Origin of the sequence: Nonomuraea sp. AD125B (assembly GCF_041402765.1) — a bacterium.
GTDB lineage: Bacteria > Actinomycetota > Actinomycetes > Streptosporangiales > Streptosporangiaceae > Nonomuraea > Nonomuraea bangladeshensis.
This window is the reverse complement of record NZ_JBGLOU010000027.1, coordinates 80,455-95,757: the sequence shown is the minus strand read 5'-3', so window position 1 is coordinate 95,757 and position 15,303 is coordinate 80,455. Positions and strand designations below refer to the sequence as shown.

The window sequence follows — 15,303 nt, the reverse complement described above, 5'->3', positions numbered from 1 at the left end:
GCCATCGCCTGGTTCTCCTTCGATCTTGATCTTGCTACTCGAAGGATCACGCGATGGCCGTCTTCATTTCACGACGCCACGCCTGTGACCAGGTCAAACTCGTACACCACTCCCGTGGACGCAACCCACCCACCGCTTCCACAAGCTGGTCATGGCCAGCGGCCTTCCCCCCGTGCGGCTGCATGATTTGAGACATGGAGCCGCGACGCCGGCCCTGGCGGCAGGAGCGGATCTGCGCGTGGTGCAAGGCCTGCTCGGACATGCGCCATCGCACGGCTGGTCCTCAAAGCGGCTCGCAAGACCGCGCGCAAGGTGAACAACGCCCGCCGTGATACGTGACTCACAGGTGTCGCACCGTGACTCACGATCATACGACTCGACTACAGGATCGTGGAAAACCGCAGGTCGGAGTGACAGGGCGCCCGGGGCTCGAACCCGGAACCTACGGATTAAAAGTCCAGATCGTTCGATGCAGGTCAGTGGCTGTGTACGGTCTCCTTTGAACACTCCTGGACGGCATGGAAGTGCAACGGCAACTGCAACTGACGGTAGCCGTGCCGACGGTTTCAAAGAGATCAGCATCTCAGCGACGATCATGCGCGAGACCTGCCGAAGCTCGACCTCAGACATTGCCGAGCCGCACGAGCTGGTGAGCAGGCTCGTGGTCCGGCGGCCGCATGGTGCAGCTATGTGATCGTGTAGAGCGCGCCTTCGGCCAGCACGTGCGCCGCCTTGATGCCGTCGGGCACGCCCGGAGCCTCCAGCCACTTCGGCTCCAGGCGGTCCGCCCAATCGATGATCCCCGAGGCGAGGGCCAGCGCATCCGCGTCGCGGCCCTGCACAAGTTCCACGGCGAGCCGCAGGTACGCACCCTGCTGCGTCCCGTCGAGCCCGGCCGCCAACGCAGCGATCCGGTCGGCGACCCTCCCGCCGTGCCCGGGATGCTGCGCGGCAAGGACGGCGAGTATGAACCGGATCCCCGGCGGCTCGGCTTCCCACCGTTGCAGCAGCACCGGAACCTGATCGCCGACGGTCCGGTACACCTCCTCGGTCCACGCACCCGGCTGGAGCGGCTCCCCTTCGTCCAGCGCGAGATCGGCGAACGCGACCAGGTTGTCGTTGCGGCGGCCACCAGCCATCATCAGCCACACGTAGAGGTCCCGGCGCTGCCGGGCCGGCACCACGTCGGCGACGATCAGCTGGGTGAGGAACGGCAGCGCGGGAGCTGTGGCCTCGTAGCAGTCGCCCTGGTGCAGCAGGTCGTCGCCGAACAGCTCATCGAGGACCTCGTCCCACTCCTCCGTGCCGTCCGCCAGCTCGCGCAGCAGGCCAGGGATGTCGTCGGCGGGCCCGTGCGCGTGCTCCAAATCGCCCCATGACACGTCGTCGAGACCGGTCAGCTCCACAACCCCCGGGGTGGCGAAGTCCGGTGTGAGCGCCAATGGTTCCAGAGGTGGTGCCGGGGCGATGGTGACCTCCGGGACCGGCGGTCGCGCCTTTGTCCCCCTCACCACGATCGGGGCGGTCCAGCTGCGATGCTCGGCTATCCGGCTGATGTCGAACCGGCTGCCGCTACGGGGCCGGCCGCCGTACGTCCGCGCGATCGCCGCGGCTTCCCGGTTCACCGCATCGAACTGCCGGTGACCCACGGTGTCGACCGGGTAGGGACCCTCGTCGAGCGCCATCACCAGCCAGCCGCCATGGGGGTGCGGACGTGCGAAAACGCAGGAGAACCCGTACTCCGCGAGCTGCTCGGCCAACGCGCGCGCGGCCACCTCGTCGGGCACGACGAAGTCATGCATCCCCGCCATCGCGCTCCAGCCGGCCACGCGCTCGTCTCCGTCCTGCCGCTCCTGCTGTCCTCCTGCCACCCTGCCCGATCGCCCGTTCTCGTTTCACACGGCTGCCCGGCCTCCCGTGGAAGGTGAACTGGGACGGCGGCCTCGGACATCAAGCGCCTCTTCCAGCCTGACCGCGCTGGTCAGCAGGGGCGACACCAGGGCGGGTCGGCATGAGAAGAGGCTCCCGGTAGGACAGCAGTCGCCCAAGCTCCGATGCCTCTATCGGAGAGCCTCGTTGCTTTCTTACCGTGCCGCGATTCCGCTGCACACCCTGATTCGCCTGGCCGGACGGATCCGCGCCCGGCGTGCCGAGCGCCGCTGCCGGTGACTGCGCCTGGATGTGTCCCGGCAAGCCCTTGCGGATTCGACAACAATAACTCACTGTAACTTTATAAACACGGAGCGTGTTTCCGTTGTCCCTCGCGAAAGGAAGATCCATGCGTCGGCACTCTGCCCTGGCTGCCGCCGGCGGCGCCCTCATGCTGGTTCTGGCCGTTCCCGGCCCCGCATCGGCCGCCACAGGCCAGTTCCGCTACTCCTACCAGACCGCCGACGGGTACGACGCCGTCGGTTTCATCAACGACCCCCCGAGCAGGAGATGCATCGACATCCAGGGAGCCGGATCTGACGGCACGTCGGCCGCCTACGCGCCGAAGAACCTGACCGACGCAACCGCCACGGTCTTCCTGGAGGCCGGCTGCACAGGGGATGTCTTCTACAGCCTGCGCCCCGGCGCGGGTGCTTCCGATCGCCTGCTGGTGCGCTCCGTCGTCTTCTCCTGAAGCGCGGATCCGGGCGCGGTGCCCTGCGGCCGGCAGCAGGGCGCCGATCGTCGCATCCGCCGCGCGAGAGCTCTCGACCGGGCGGCCAGGAGGCAATCCAGGGGCGCCCTTGCCGCTGTGGATCTTCGTGACCGCACAAGGATCGAGCTGAACAATACCTGGGGTTGGAGTCCGGGCAGGTGCGAACGGCCACCTCGACCTGCCCGCCGCCGTAGTCCACCTGCTCCCCGGACTGCCTCGTCTCATGCGTCCCTCGTGAGCTGGGGAAACGGGCTCAAGCGCATGTTTGTGTGCTTCCACGCGCTGAGGGGCGACATCGCCATCGCCGAAGGCCCCGACCCGGACCACAGACAGCCCGGCAGGACTGGACGCCTTCGCAACACACCACTCATCTGACAAGAAAGCCAGCGGATCTCCGGCAGCCCCGAACACCGAGGTCAGGCGTACGTTCCCGTTCTTCCACACCCCGAAGGCCGGCTCAAAAGGCGTCTCCCACGCACCGTGAAAGGAACAGCAGTGAGCGCTACCGTCCCGCAGCATCTCCGCAGCGTTCCCGCCGTCCCCCACCGCCCCCGTCACGGGCGCCGTGCCGGGCATGCCGGTCGGGTTCTGGCGATCCTGGCGCTGAGCGCCACGGCCCTGGCCGTTCCCGCACCCGCCCAGGCCCAGGCAACCGAGCAGGTGGCGGTGTCCTTGGGAGACAGCTTCATCTCCGGAGAGGCAGGCCGGTGGTGGGGTAACAGCACGGTGTCTGCCGCTGCGGGCTGTACCCGCGGCGGAACCGACCGGGCCGCTTATCGCAGGCGTTTGATCTGCCACTACGACCCCCAGCGGGTGTATGACGGCACGGCCGTGCAGGGAGAGGGCACCGGGTGTCACCGTTCCGATGCGGCCGAGATCACCGGGCTGAGCCGGGCCGGGCTCACCCCGGTCAACCTGGCCTGTTCGGGGGCGGAGACCCGGCACGTCATCAACGAGGCGTTCAAGGAGAACACCGCCTCCCAAGCCGAACTGCTTGCGCAGGTTGCCGCCACCCAGCAGGTCGAGGTGGTCGTGCTGTCGATCGGCGGCAACGACCTGAACCTGTCCGGGATGCTGCGCCGCTGCGCCGCGCTGTACATGGCGGGCGACAAGCGCTCCTGCGCCTCCACCGGCGAGGGCGATCGGTTTGTCGCCGCGCTGCCGGCGGTGGAGCAACAGGTGACCCTGGCGGTGCAGAAGATCCGCCAGGTGATGAGCCAGGCGTCGGCCCGTTCTGCCGGCTACCGGCTGATCCTTCAGTCCTATCCCTCTCCGGTGCCCTCCTCGGCCCGGGTGCGCTACGGCGAGGGCGGTGGCGGCAAGACCGCCACGCGCACGCTCGTGGGCGGTTGCCCGCTGTGGGACGTCGACTTCGACCTGATGCACGACACCCTGGCACCGGCGATCGACGCCATGCTGCGCCGCGTCGCCACCGCGACCGGTGTGGAGTTTTTGAGCATGCTGGGCGCCGTGGAGGGCCACGCGTTGTGCGAGGAGGGCACACGCCAGGCCGGTCCGCTGGACGACGCCGCCGAACTGGGCGACACGATGGAGTGGGTACGGTACGGCACCGCCGGCGCGAGGATCAGTCAAGGACACCAGCAGGAGGCCATGCACCCTAACGCGTTCGGCCAGCAGGCGCTTGGCCGCTGCCTGCTGTCCCTCTACCGCGATCCCGGCACCCAGCCCTGCGACGCGGGCACGCCCAGGAGTCAAACCTGATCCATTCCACAGCGTGTGCATGGTCCTCGAAGGCACCCTCAGCGAACTCGCCCGACGGCCGGCGTTGCCCGCGCTTCCGTCCCAGGGGGAGTGTGCCTTGCCGGGGGCGGCCACGTCACCGGACTCGAGCGGGCCTGGTGCGTGAGCGGACTTTTCAACGCGTGCAGGGCTGTTAACGACGCCCGGTTGTTCGTCCCGAGCACAGGACAGGGCTCACCCCCCGCTGGGGTGAGCCCTGTTTCGGTGCCTCATCCGCCGACGGGCCACACCAGCATTAGATCGCGGAGAAGTCCATGTGAGGCATGCCCGCCCACGCCGCAGGATTCCCGGCAACCTTCCTGAATGGCACCCCAGCACCCGCCCTCGCGGACACCGTGAACTCCTCCCGCGGCGGGGGCGTCGGGGCCCCTCTCGACCCGACCGCGGCGCTGGGCTGGGCGTTGCAGCGCCAGGCCGTGCTGCCGGCGCGGAGCACCGCAGACGGCTGCCATGCCGCTGTCATGCGCTACGCCGACCAACCGGCGTCGACATGGGTGGTCCTCACCAGCGGAGCATCGCAGCCACTCCGCCCGCCTCGGCGAGCTCCTGCGCCGCTCCGGTCTCCAGCACGGTGACCTCGCCTCCGTACTCGAAGGTGAGCTCGATCATCTCCTCCTCCAGCTCCTCGGGGGTGACGCCCAGGGGCTCGGAGTTCCACGGGCCCGCCTCGTCGAGCAGCAGGTGCTCGACCCGGCCCTGCCGCAGTAGGGAGAGGATGTCGTCGAGGCCGACCGCGCCGTCGCCGCCCGACAGGGCCAGGTCCCGGGCGCGCACGGCCAGGGCGGCGTCGTTCCTGGCCCGTGCCTCGTCTAGAGCGGGGCGGACGAACTCCAGCACCTCCGACGGCGACAAAGCGGGATCGAGCACGGCGTCCATGTGGACGATCTCCGGGCCCGCCGGCAGCGCCTCGCCCAGCACTGAGGTGTCGCGGGGGTTGCCCACCAGCAGCAGCGTCTCCCAGCCCAGCCGCTGGGCCTGGCCCGCCACGTGCGGGACCGCGTCGCGCAGGTACTTGGTCAGGTGCTCCTCGACGCGCTGGTCGAAGCGGTCGGGGTGGATGCCGCGCCGGGAGAGCCCCGGCAGCGTCGCCTCTCCGGACGAGCCTGCGGTCGCCAGGTTGAAGATGACCGGCTCCAACTCGTCGGCCAGGCCGTACCGGCAGTCGAACAGCCGCACGCCGTCACGCCCCACCCTGGCCACCCCGGCGGGCCTGTCGGCCTGTACAGCGGTGACGAGCGGCAGCAGATAAGCGCGTTCCCTGAGGGTGGCGAGGTCACCCACCGGGAGCTGAAGCCACTCGGTGCGTACCTCGTCACCGGCCACCTGCGCGAACAGGGCACGTCCGAGACCGGGACCCGCCGGGTCGAGCAGTTCGTCGATCCGCGGCTCCAGCAGGTCGAGGCGGAGGCCCACGAGCCTGGCCCGCTCCTGGTCGGGGCCCGCGGCCAGGTCCTGGCGCAACGCGGCGATCTCGTTGCGCAGCCGGGTCCGCCCGGCCTGCGTGCCCGGCTCCATCGTCGTGTAGAGCGACAACACGCCGACCTCGTCGCCGAAGACCGCCAGCTCGCGTAGGTCTGCCTGGTCGAACACCATGACTCGCTCACCTCCGTAGGCAGGAGCCCGTTGCGCGGGCCCCAGCGTTGGGGGCTCCCCCATTTTACCGAAGCCGCCCGTCGTCCCGCCCTGGGAACCGGGTTGCGCCGTCGTACGGCCCTCCTCGTTTGTGCCTGATGACCTGGGGAAATAGCGCACTGAGCTGCTTATCGCGGCTGCTTATCGCGGCGTCCGGTGCCCCAGCCTGCCTGGTTGGCCTTTTCCTCACTCACAGGGAGATGGACGATGCGTACCCATGCGGCCCCGGCCCCGACAACCGTTGCGCCCGACGCCCAGCTCGCCGACGTGGTGTTCGCCGACGATCGGATGAACAGCGACCTGGTCCTTTTCCAGCGCCGGTCGGCCGGCGGCTGGCGTCCGGTGACGGCGCGGCAGTTCGCGGCCGACGTCCGCAGTCTGGCGGCCGGCTTCCTCGCCGCCGGGATCCGGCCCGGCGATCGGGTCGCGCTGCTGGCCGCCACCAGCTACGAGTGGACGTTGCTGGACTACGCGCTGTGGACGGTGGCGGCGCTGCCGGTCCCGATCTATGAGACCTCCTCGGCCGAGCAGGTCCGCTGGGTGCTGGAGGACGCCGGCCCGGCCGCCGTGGTGGTCGAGCGCGAGACGCATCGTCGCCTGGTCGAGGACGTGGCCGAGGGGCTGTCCAGGCCGCCGCGGGTGTGGCAGATCGATGGAGGCGGGCTGGACCGTCTCCGCGAGGGCGGGCAAGACGTGGACGACGCTCAGCTGCGGGAGCGACGCCGGATGGTGTCGGCCGACGACCTGGCGACGATCATCTACACCTCGGGCACCACCGGGCGCCCGAAGGGCTGCATGCTGAGTCACGGCAACCTGTTGCACGAGGCTCGCGTGGCGATCGACAGCCTGGAGCGGATCTTCGGCCAGAACGCCTCGACGCTGCTGTTCCTCCCGCTGGCGCATGTCTTCGCGCGGGTGATCCAGGTGGCCTGCGTGGAGCGGGGTGTGTGCCTGGCGCACAACGCCGACCGGGGTAGGCTGACCGAGGACCTGGCCGCCCTGCGACCGTCGTTCCTGCTGGCGGTGCCCAGGGTTTTCGAGCGGGTCTACAACGATGCTCAGCAGCGGGCCCACGCCCAGGGCAAGGGGAGGATCTTCGACTGGGCCGAGCGGACCGCCGTGGCCTACAGCCAGGCGCTGGACGACGGGCGGCCGGGCCGGCGCCTGCGCCTGGCACATCGCCTGTGCGACCGGCTGGTGTACCGGCGGCTGCGGGCCGCGCTCGGTGGCCGGGTCGGCTACGCCATCTCCGGCGGCGCGCCGCTGGGCGTGCGGCTGGGCCACTTCTTCCGAAGCGCCGGCGTCACCGTGCTGGAAGGCTACGGGCTGACCGAGACCAGCGCCGCCGCGACCGTGAACCTGCCCCACGCGATGAAGATCGGCACGGTGGGGCCGCCCCTGCCCGAGGTCGACATTCGCATCGCCGACGACGGCGAGATCCTGATCAGGGGCCCGATCGTGTTCCGGGGCTACTGGCGCAACGAGCAGGTGACCAGGGAGAGCCTGACCGCCGACGGTTGGCTGCGCACCGGCGACGTCGGCGCCCTGGACGAGGACGGGTTCCTGACGATCTCGGGCCGCAAGAAGGAGATCATCGTCACCGCCGGCGGCAAGAACCTCGCCCCGGAGCCGCTCGAGGACCGCCTGCGTACCCATCCGCTCATCAGCCAGGCGGTGGTCGTCGGCGACCGGCGGCCGTACACCGCCGCGCTGATCACCCTGGACGTCGGCGCGCTGGCGTCATGGAAGCGGGCCGCCGGCAGGCCCGGGCAGGCGGGCCCGGCCGAGCTTCGCGACGATCCCGATCTGCTGGCCAGGCTGCAGACGGCCGTGGACGAGGCCAACACGATGGTGAGCCGGGCCGAGTCGATCCGCAGGTTCCGCATCCTTCCGGTGGACCTGACCGAACAGAACGGGTATCTGACTCCGACCCTGAAGGTCAAGCGCGCCCTGGTCCACAAGGACTTCGCGGCCGACATCGAGGAGCTGTACCGCTGAGTGGCGGACGGTGCTGCCGCTGTCACGCGGAGCCGGGTCATCCATCCCCACCGCCAGCTGACCCGCTGCCAAGCGACACCGCCGGTGTTCAAGATTCGCGACGAAGGCCCGAGACCCGGTGCCCGTCATCGAGGCTCGCGTCCGCCGTCCGGCCCTCACCTTGTGCAGCGCCGGCGGCCCCTGGCGTCGCTCGCGTTGACGGAGTTCAGCCCGGGCTTCGAACGACATTCACGCAGGTCATATCGCTTGATGGCTGCCATGAGGGGTAGCCACAGATGGTCATCACCGGTACGACAAGGAGGCGCCATGAGCGGCGTTCTTTCCTCCGCCACCAAAACCCCGGTTCAGCTGGCGGCGCTCATCGTCGGCGCTGTGTTCCTGCTGATCGGCATCCTCGGGTTCATCCCCGGCATCACCACCAATCACGGTCAGATGCAGTTCGCCGGCCACGAGTCGGGCGCGATGCTGCTGGGCCTGTTCCAGGTGTCGGTCCTGCACAACATCGTCCACCTGGTGTTCGGGGTCGCCGGCGTCCTGCTGGCCAGGACGTGGGCAGGGGCACGCTGGTTCCTGCTCATCGGCGGCATCATCTACCTGGTGCTCTGGCTCTACGGGCTGTTCGTCCCGCACGGCAGCGGGGCCAACTTCGTCCCGTTCAACACGGCCGACAACTGGCTGCACCTGGTGCTGGGGGTCGTGATGATCGCGCTCGGGGCGATGGCGACGCGTGCGCAGCTCCAGCACCGCCTGGACACTCACTAGCCGAGCGCGGCGCATGTGGCCGCGCGCTCCAGGTCCCTTTGGTTCGGTGCCGGTCGAGCGGGGAGCCGGAGATGTCGAATGCACAGCGTCTCAATCATCATTCTCGCCGAGTGACGCAGGCGCGTCCCTTTTCGAGCAGTGGGTAGCGGCACCTTCCCGAGAGCTTTTCTGCTAGCCGAAATGGGTGGCTTGAGGTACCAGACCGCCGCCTCCAGCGTCACCATCAGCACCTCGCCACCGACCTCGCAGCACGCCAGCAGGCCGCCGTCCCACTCCTCCGCGAGCCGAAGCGTGTGACGCACCGGAGCCGTCCTCCTGCACGGTGTGCCGCTGCACCATCATCCCCGGGTTGGAGCAGAGCTCGTTCGGGCGTCACGTGCCTGCTCGCGGGGACGACCGTGGCCGGCGGCGGCGTCGGTTCGGCCACCGGGTTGCGCTTCACCACGACGTAATTCCTGGCATCCAGCGCCTCGCTGCGGACCAAGTCGAGGTGCTCATCACACCCTCAGCGCCGTACGGGTGTTGGGAGAGCCTCGAATTGCGGCCGTCACCCGTGATGGTGTGGACCCCGGCCCAGCTCGTTGCGTTCCTCGACGTGGCCGCACAGCATCGGCTCTATGCCCTTCCACCTCATCGCCTTCCGTGGGCTGCGCCGTGGCGAGGGATGCGGTGTCCGCTGGGAGGACCTCGACACGGACGAGCGCACGCTCAACGTCGCCAAGCAGCTCGTACAGATCGGGTGGAGCTTCGAAGAGGGGGAGCCCAAGACAGAATCGAGCGACGGAGTGATCGCCCTCGACACCGGCACGGTCTCCGTACTCAAGGAGCACCGAGCTCGGCAGAACGAGGAGCGGCTGGAGTGGGGAGAGGACTGGACCGACAGCGGCCGCGTCTTCACCCACGAGGACGGCAGGGAGCTTCACCCGTCATGGGTCAGCGAGCTGTTCTCCCAACTCGCCTATGAGGCGGGCCTGCCGCCGATCCGGCTCCACGACCTACGACACTGCGCGGCCACGCTTGCCTACGCCGCCGGCGCCGACACGAAGATGGTGTCCACGATGCTGCGCCACAGTTCGACCAATTTCACCGAGAACACGTACACGACGGTCCTGCCGGAGCTGGCGCACGCGGCGGCCGAGGCGAGCGTTGCGATCGTTCCGAGGGCGGTCTCCCCTCGGTCTCCCAAGAGGGCGCCGGCGGTCCTGCGGATTCCATGGGAGCGGCGAAATCCCTGGTCAGAAGGGTTAAGAGTGGTAGGGCGCCCGGGGCTCGAACCCGGAACCTACGGATTAAAAGTCCGCAGCTCTGCCAATTGAGCTAACGCCCCTAGCAACAGCAAGGGTACAGAGACTACCGCCCCGCCCGCGACGCCCACAGCACCGGTCAAACCGTCACCGGTAGGCGGCCAGGCCGGTGAGCGCCTCACCGAGCACCAGCGTGTGGATCTCCTGCGTACCCTCGTACGTCAGCACACTCTCCAGGTTGTTCATGTGCCTGATCACAGGGTACTCCAGCGTGATCCCGTTGCCGCCCAGGATCGAGCGGGCCTGGCGGGCGATGTCGAGGGCGGCCCGTACGTTCGCCAGCTTGCCGAAGCTGATCTGCCGGGGCTCCAGGGTGCCGGCGTCCTTGAGCTGACCGAGGTGGAGGGCGGTGAGCTGGGCCTGGGCGAGGCCGACGTACATCCAGGCGAGTTTCTCCTGGGTGAGCTGGAACGCCCCGATCGGCTTGTCGAACTGGACGCGCGTCTTCGCGTACTCGACGGCGGACTCCAGGCAGGCGCGGGCGGCGCCGACGACGCCCCACACGATGCCGAAGCGGGCCTCGGACAGGCACGACAGCGGCCCCTTGAGCCCGGTGACGCCGGGCAGGGCGGCGGAGGCGGGCAGGCGCAGGTCGTCGAAGTACAGGGACGAGGTGACGGACGCCCTCAGGGACATCTTCCTGTGGATCTCAGGGGCGGAGAAGCCGGGCGTGGAGGTCGGGACGACGAAGCCGCGTACGCCCTCGTCCGTCTGCGCCCAGACGACCGCCACGTCGGCGATGGACCCGTTGGTGATCCACATCTTGGAGCCGTTGAGTATCCAGTCCGAGCCGTCCTTCTTGGCATATGTCCGCATGTTGGCCGGATCGGACCCGTGGTCCGGCTCGGTGAGCCCGAAGCAGCCGATCGCCTCACCGGCGGACATCCGGGGCAGCCACTCCTCTTTCTGCTCGTCGGAGCCGTACCGCCAGATGGGGAACATCGCCAGCGATCCCTGGACGGACACGAACGAACGCAGCCCCGAGTCGCCCGCCTCCAGCTCCCGGCAGGCCACGCCGTAGGAGACGGCGTCGGTGCCGGCGCAGCCGTACCCCTGCAGGTGCATGCCGAGCAGCCCGAGCGCGCCGAGCTCGGGCGCGAGCTCGCGCGCGGGGAAGGTGGCCTCCTCGAACCAGTCGCCCACGTGCGGCAGCACCCGGTCGGCGACGAACGACCTGACCGTGTCGCGGATGAGCCGCTGGTCGGCGTCGAGCCGCTCGTCGAGCCGGAGCAGGTCGTCCATGGCGGTCGTCCCTTCCTCGGTGTGGCCTCATACGGGCATAGGGGGCTACCAGGGTTCTACCAGGGACAAACCTGATGTGCTAACACCACCCCCACGGGCAGTCTTGAGACATGAGCGAATACCACGACTACGGCAGCGAACCCCAGACCCAGAGCACTCACGTCAAGAAGCTCCACAGGACGGACCGGGGCAGGATCGTCGCCGGCGTCTGCTCCGGCATCGGCGAGTACGTGGGCATCGACCCCAACCTCATCAGGATCGCCCTGGCGGTCGTGACGCTGTTCGGCGGCCTCGGCGTCGGCGTCTACGCGATCGGCTGGCTCCTCATCCCGGACGAGAAGAGCGACACCTCCGTCCTGCAGAACATCATCGACAAGCAGCAGAGCCGCAACCGCGGCACGACCGACTGGACCGGCGAGCACAAGCCGCCGCAGCAGTGATCAGGCGGGGGCCTCGGCGGACAGGCGGGCGGCCCGGTCGCCCCGGGACTCGGTCCACAGCAGGGCCAGTACGGCCGCGCAGATCACCCCGGCGACGCCGGACAGCGCGACCACCGGCTCGGGACCGAGTCTCTCCGCCGCGTACCCGCCGACGAGAATCCCCGCTCCCTGTACGGCCATGAGCCCGGAGTGCACGATCCCGAACGCCTGGGCGCGACGTTCGGCGGGCACGGCCTGGACGAAGGCGGCATTGGCCGCGAGCTGGTAGGCGCCGCCGATCCCCGACAGGACCCAAGCCGCCAGCACGACGACGAGCGGGGGACGCAGCGCGGTCACGATCAGGGGCGCGCAGCTCAGCAGCGCCAGCCATCCCATGAGCCGCAACCGCCGCGCGGGCGTGACGAACCTGCTGAACAGGAACGCGCCGATCACCGTGCCGGTCGGCATGGCGGCCATCAGCAGCCCGGTGATGACGGGCGCCGGCAGCGGGCCGTCCACGGCCAGCCGGGTCGCGTAGGGCGCCGCGATCCCCTCGGGCAGCACGTAGAAGCCGCACAACCAGGCGAACAGCACGAGCGTGCGCAGGTCTCGCGTACCGAAGACGAGCCGCGCGCCGGCCCTGGTCATCGTCCACATGGACGGTTTGGGGCCGTCGTCGGCGCACGGGGCCGGGCGGCGGCGTACGCCGGAGGCCAGGATCAGCGCCGAGCCGAGGAACGTCGCGGCGTCGAGAGCGAGCGCCCGGTAGGGCCCCATGGTGGCGATCAGCGCTCCGCCCACGGCGAAGCCGAGCATCTGGACCGCCTGGTTGGTCATGTTCTGGAGGGCGGAGCCGATGACGTACGTGTCGCCGTCGAGCACCTCGGGCAGCAGCGCCGCCCGCGCGGCCGAGAACGGCGCGCTCAGCAGCACGACCAGGAACACCAGCGCGCACAAAGCCCAGAACGGCATGAACGGCAGCGCCATGGCCGCCACCAGCGCGAACCGGATGAGGTCGCAGGCCAGCATCACCCCGCGGCGGGCGAACCGGTCGGCCAGCCCGGCCAGCAGCGGCCCGCCGACGATCGAGGGCAGGTAGGTGAGGGCGTAAACCGCGGCCGTGGCCAGCGCCGACTGGGTGCGGTGATAGACCAGCACGGCGAGCGCCACCTGCGCGAGCTGGTCGCCGAGGAGCGAGAGGCCCTGGGCGTACCACAGGGCCCGGAACTCCCTGATGGCGATGACTTCCCGGTAGGTGGCTCGTTGTCCTTCCGTGCCGGCCTCGCCCCGTCGATGACGTCCTGGCGGCCGCCGTGCCCGCATGGCCCCCATTGGACTCCGCTGTGCCTGACTCTCGATGCGCTCTCGAAGCTCGCTTTGCGTGCTCGCTACGTCACCTAAGGTGCCCGATCATCATGGCAAGCCGCAACCCAAAGAAGCCAACCAAAAGCAAAGGGTTACCAACCCAGCTCGTGCAGCCGTTCGTCGGAGATGCCGAAGTGGTGACCGATCTCGTGCACGACGGTGATGCGTACTTCGTCGACGACGTCTTCTTCCGTCTGGCAAATCTCACATATCGGGTTGCGGTAGATCTCGATCTGGTCGGGCAAGACACCTGAGTACCAGTCGCCACGTTCGGTGAGGGGGACACCGGTGTACAGGCCGAGCAGGTGGGGCTCCGGCGGATCGTCGACGACGACCACGACGACGTTGCTCATCGCGGCCGCGAGCTCGCCGGGGATCATGTCCAAAGCCTCGGCCACGAGCTCCTCGAACTTCTCCCGCGACACCTCGATCACCCTTGCCATTCTGCCCCGCCTGTCAGCTAAGCAAGAAACGGCATGAAGTTCGTTCACATCACAAACGTCGTCATCCGCTCACGAGCCGCCCGCGTGGCCGGCGTCCTCGCCGTGGCCGCGGTCGGGGCGTGGCTGGGCATCTTCCTCAGCGGCTCCGTACGCGCCGAGGTCGGCCCCGTCGAGACCGCGATGTCGCTCCGGCCGGCCTGGCACGGGGAGACCGTGGTGGACGCGAGCCCCCTGGGGACGCTCACGTTCCGCACCCACGACGCTCCCCTGCGCCTGCGCATCACGCTGGAGAACATCGACCAGGAACGTGCCAAGGCCTTCATCGAGGACCCGCGCCTCGCCGAGCGGCTGCCCCAGGTGATCGAGGAGGACCTCCTGGACGGCGTACGGGCCCTCGCCGTCCGCTCGCTGCTCTGCGCGGGCGCGGGGGCGCTGGCGGCGTCCCTGCTGGTGTTCAGGCGCCCGCGCGTGGCCCTCACGGGCCTTCTGGCTGCCTCCGTGGCCCTCGCGGGCACGGGGGTGCTCGCCGTCGTGACCTTCCGCCCCAACTCGCTCGTGGAGCCGCGCTACTCGGGGCTGGTCGCCGCCGCGCCGTCGCTGGTGGGCAGCGCGGAGTCGATCGTGACGCGGTTCGAGTCGTACCGGTCGCAGCTCACCAAACTCGTCACGAACGTCTCGAAGCTCTACGACACGGTCTCGACCCTCCCGCTGTACGACGCCGACCCCAAGTCCATCCGGGTGCTGCACGTCTCCGACATCCACATCAACCCCATCGCCTGGAACGTCATCCGCTCGCTCAAGGACCAGTTCAAGGTCGACCTGATCGTGGACACCGGGGACATCTCCGACCACGGGACCAAGGCCGAGAACAAGTTCGTGGACGAGGTCGGCCGGCTCGGCGTCCCGTACGTGTACGTCAGGGGCAACCACGACTCCATGACCACCCAGAAGGCCGTCGAACGGCAGAAGAACGCGATCGTCCTCGACGACCAGGCGCGCAAGGTCGCCGGCCTGACCATCTACGGCCTCGGCGACCCCCGCTTCACCCCGGACAAGTCGGTCAGCGTGGACTCCGACCCGGACGCGCTCAAGCAGTTCGGCCGCGCGCACCTGGGCAAGGTCGGCAAGGCGGACCTGATCGCCGTACACGACCCGGTCATCGGCGAGGGCTTCTCGGGTGCCGCCCCCATGATCCTCGCCGGCCACACCCACGAACGCCGCACCACGATGCTCCCCACCGGCACGCGCATGCTGACGCAGGGCTCCACCGGCGGCGCCGGCCTCCGCGCACTCGAACACGCCCAGCCCACCCCCGTCCAGGCGTCCGTCCTGTACTTCGACAAGGAGACCCGCCGCCTCCGGGCCTGGGACGACGTCACCCTCGGCGGGCTGGGGGAGCAGTCGGTGTACATCCAGCGTCACGTGGAGCCCGACCCACAACGTATGATTTCCCCGGAGCCCACGAACGCCCCGTCGCCAACGGGATCGGTCACCGGCTCCGCGTCACCCGACGCCGGACCGCCACTTTGGCATCAGGGGCCATCGTCCCCTATGCTTCAGAGGTCTCCGACGGAAGGCGACAGGGAAACCTAACGGCCCCCATCGTCTAGCGGCCTAGGACACCGCCCTTTCAAGGCGGCGGCACGGGTTCGAATCCCGTTGGGGGCACGCGAGCGTCTAGCGCACGAGCAAAACGGCCGGTCTAAGACCACCGAAGAGCTGGTAAGCTAAGC

General features: G+C 69.1%; 11 protein-coding genes, 2 tRNA genes and 2 pseudogenes. 9 read left to right on the top strand and 6 right to left on the bottom strand.

The window, feature by feature from the left end:
- Nucleotides 1-112 precede the first annotated feature (112 nt).
- A pseudogene (locus ACBR40_RS44550) lies at nucleotides 113-265 on the top strand (tyrosine-type recombinase/integrase); the annotation flags it as partial.
- Between the two features lie 421 nt (nucleotides 266-686).
- Here ACBR40_RS44550 and ACBR40_RS44545 read toward each other — a convergent pair.
- Nucleotides 687-1,829 carry a hypothetical protein gene (locus tag ACBR40_RS44545; protein ID WP_371252624.1) on the bottom strand — a complete coding sequence of 381 codons (1,143 nt, stop codon included), beginning with the start codon at nucleotides 1,827-1,829 and terminating at the stop codon, nucleotides 687-689.
- Nucleotides 1,830-2,278: 449 nt separating this feature from the next.
- Here ACBR40_RS44545 and ACBR40_RS44540 point away from each other — a divergent pair, with 449 nt between their 5' ends.
- Together ACBR40_RS44540 and ACBR40_RS44535 are read left to right on the top strand one after the other, a co-directional pair.
- Entirely contained in the window at nucleotides 2,279-2,623 is a 345-nt protein-coding gene (locus ACBR40_RS44540; protein WP_329589040.1) for a hypothetical protein, read from the top strand.
- A 516-nt stretch (nucleotides 2,624-3,139) separates the two neighbouring features.
- Nucleotides 3,140-4,366, top strand: coding sequence for a GDSL-type esterase/lipase family protein (locus ACBR40_RS44535; RefSeq protein ID WP_371252623.1), 1,227 nt, complete (start codon nucleotides 3,140-3,142; stop codon nucleotides 4,364-4,366).
- Nucleotides 4,367-4,906: 540 nt separating this feature from the next.
- Here the strand turns inward: ACBR40_RS44535 and ACBR40_RS44530 are convergent.
- Nucleotides 4,907-5,998 carry a hypothetical protein gene (locus ACBR40_RS44530; RefSeq protein ID WP_371252622.1) on the bottom strand — a complete coding sequence of 364 codons (1,092 nt, stop codon included), beginning with the start codon at nucleotides 5,996-5,998 and terminating at the stop codon, nucleotides 4,907-4,909.
- Nucleotides 5,999-6,244: 246 nt separating this feature from the next.
- Here ACBR40_RS44530 and ACBR40_RS44525 point away from each other — a divergent pair, with 246 nt between their 5' ends.
- The 3 genes and pseudogenes from ACBR40_RS44525 to ACBR40_RS44515 all read left to right on the top strand — a co-directional run.
- Nucleotides 6,245-8,035 (top strand): long-chain fatty acid--CoA ligase, encoded by a 1,791-nt coding sequence (locus tag ACBR40_RS44525; RefSeq protein ID WP_371252621.1) that lies wholly within the window; start codon nucleotides 6,245-6,247, stop codon nucleotides 8,033-8,035.
- Between the two features lie 306 nt (nucleotides 8,036-8,341).
- A complete protein-coding gene (locus ACBR40_RS44520; RefSeq protein WP_371252620.1) occupies nucleotides 8,342-8,797 on the top strand; it encodes a DUF4383 domain-containing protein in 456 nt (151 codons plus the stop codon).
- 617 nt (nucleotides 8,798-9,414) lie between these two features.
- Nucleotides 9,415-9,894 (top strand): annotated as a pseudogene (locus ACBR40_RS44515) (site-specific integrase); the annotation flags it as partial.
- A 154-nt stretch (nucleotides 9,895-10,048) separates the two neighbouring features.
- Here the strand turns inward: ACBR40_RS44515 and ACBR40_RS44510 are convergent.
- Together ACBR40_RS44510 and ACBR40_RS44505 are read right to left on the bottom strand one after the other, a co-directional pair.
- Nucleotides 10,049-10,124 (bottom strand) — tRNA-Lys (locus ACBR40_RS44510).
- 64 nt (nucleotides 10,125-10,188) lie between these two features.
- On the bottom strand, nucleotides 10,189-11,343 hold the full coding sequence (locus ACBR40_RS44505; RefSeq protein WP_364464089.1) for an acyl-CoA dehydrogenase family protein: 1,155 nt from the start codon (nucleotides 11,341-11,343) through the stop codon (nucleotides 10,189-10,191).
- Between the two features lie 110 nt (nucleotides 11,344-11,453).
- Between ACBR40_RS44505 and ACBR40_RS44500 the strand changes: the two genes are divergently transcribed.
- Nucleotides 11,454-11,783 carry a PspC domain-containing protein gene (locus ACBR40_RS44500; protein ID WP_344212978.1) on the top strand — a complete coding sequence of 110 codons (330 nt, stop codon included), beginning with the start codon at nucleotides 11,454-11,456 and terminating at the stop codon, nucleotides 11,781-11,783.
- Here the strand turns inward: ACBR40_RS44500 and ACBR40_RS44495 are convergent, their stop codons facing one another.
- Both ACBR40_RS44495 and ACBR40_RS44490 read right to left on the bottom strand, forming a co-directional pair.
- Entirely contained in the window at nucleotides 11,784-13,085 is a 1,302-nt protein-coding gene (locus ACBR40_RS44495; protein ID WP_344212976.1) for an MFS transporter, read from the bottom strand. It lies immediately after the preceding gene.
- 134 nt (nucleotides 13,086-13,219) lie between these two features.
- Nucleotides 13,220-13,570, bottom strand: a complete 351-nt coding sequence (locus ACBR40_RS44490; protein ID WP_371252619.1) for a metallopeptidase family protein — start codon at nucleotides 13,568-13,570, stop codon at nucleotides 13,220-13,222.
- Between the two features lie 33 nt (nucleotides 13,571-13,603).
- Here ACBR40_RS44490 and ACBR40_RS44485 point away from each other — a divergent pair, with 33 nt between their 5' ends.
- Both ACBR40_RS44485 and ACBR40_RS44480 read left to right on the top strand, forming a co-directional pair.
- Complete coding sequence (locus tag ACBR40_RS44485; protein WP_344212972.1) at nucleotides 13,604-15,163, top strand: metallophosphoesterase; 1,560 nt, start codon at nucleotides 13,604-13,606, stop codon at nucleotides 15,161-15,163.
- 2 nt (nucleotides 15,164-15,165) lie between these two features.
- Nucleotides 15,166-15,238: transfer RNA gene (locus ACBR40_RS44480), tRNA-Glu, on the top strand.
- Nucleotides 15,239-15,303: the final 65 nt, after the last annotated feature.

Bases quoted from the DNA above. Each gene is read 5' to 3' on its own strand.
- ACBR40_RS44540 (WP_329589040.1), top strand. From the start codon at position 2,279: ATGCGTCGGCACTCTGCCCTGGCTGCCGCCGGCGGCGCCCTCATGCTG.
- ACBR40_RS44530 (WP_371252622.1), bottom strand. From the start codon at position 5,998: ATGGTGTTCGACCAGGCAGACCTACGCGAGCTGGCGGTCTTCGGCGAC.
- ACBR40_RS44525 (WP_371252621.1), top strand. From the start codon at position 6,245: ATGCGTACCCATGCGGCCCCGGCCCCGACAACCGTTGCGCCCGACGCC.
- ACBR40_RS44520 (WP_371252620.1), top strand. From the start codon at position 8,342: ATGAGCGGCGTTCTTTCCTCCGCCACCAAAACCCCGGTTCAGCTGGCG.
- ACBR40_RS44505 (WP_364464089.1), bottom strand. From the start codon at position 11,343: ATGGACGACCTGCTCCGGCTCGACGAGCGGCTCGACGCCGACCAGCGG.
- ACBR40_RS44500 (WP_344212978.1), top strand. From the start codon at position 11,454: ATGAGCGAATACCACGACTACGGCAGCGAACCCCAGACCCAGAGCACT.
- ACBR40_RS44495 (WP_344212976.1), bottom strand. From the start codon at position 13,085: ATGCGGGCACGGCGGCCGCCAGGACGTCATCGACGGGGCGAGGCCGGC.
- ACBR40_RS44490 (WP_371252619.1), bottom strand. From the start codon at position 13,570: ATGGCAAGGGTGATCGAGGTGTCGCGGGAGAAGTTCGAGGAGCTCGTG.
- ACBR40_RS44485 (WP_344212972.1), top strand. From the start codon at position 13,604: ATGAAGTTCGTTCACATCACAAACGTCGTCATCCGCTCACGAGCCGCC.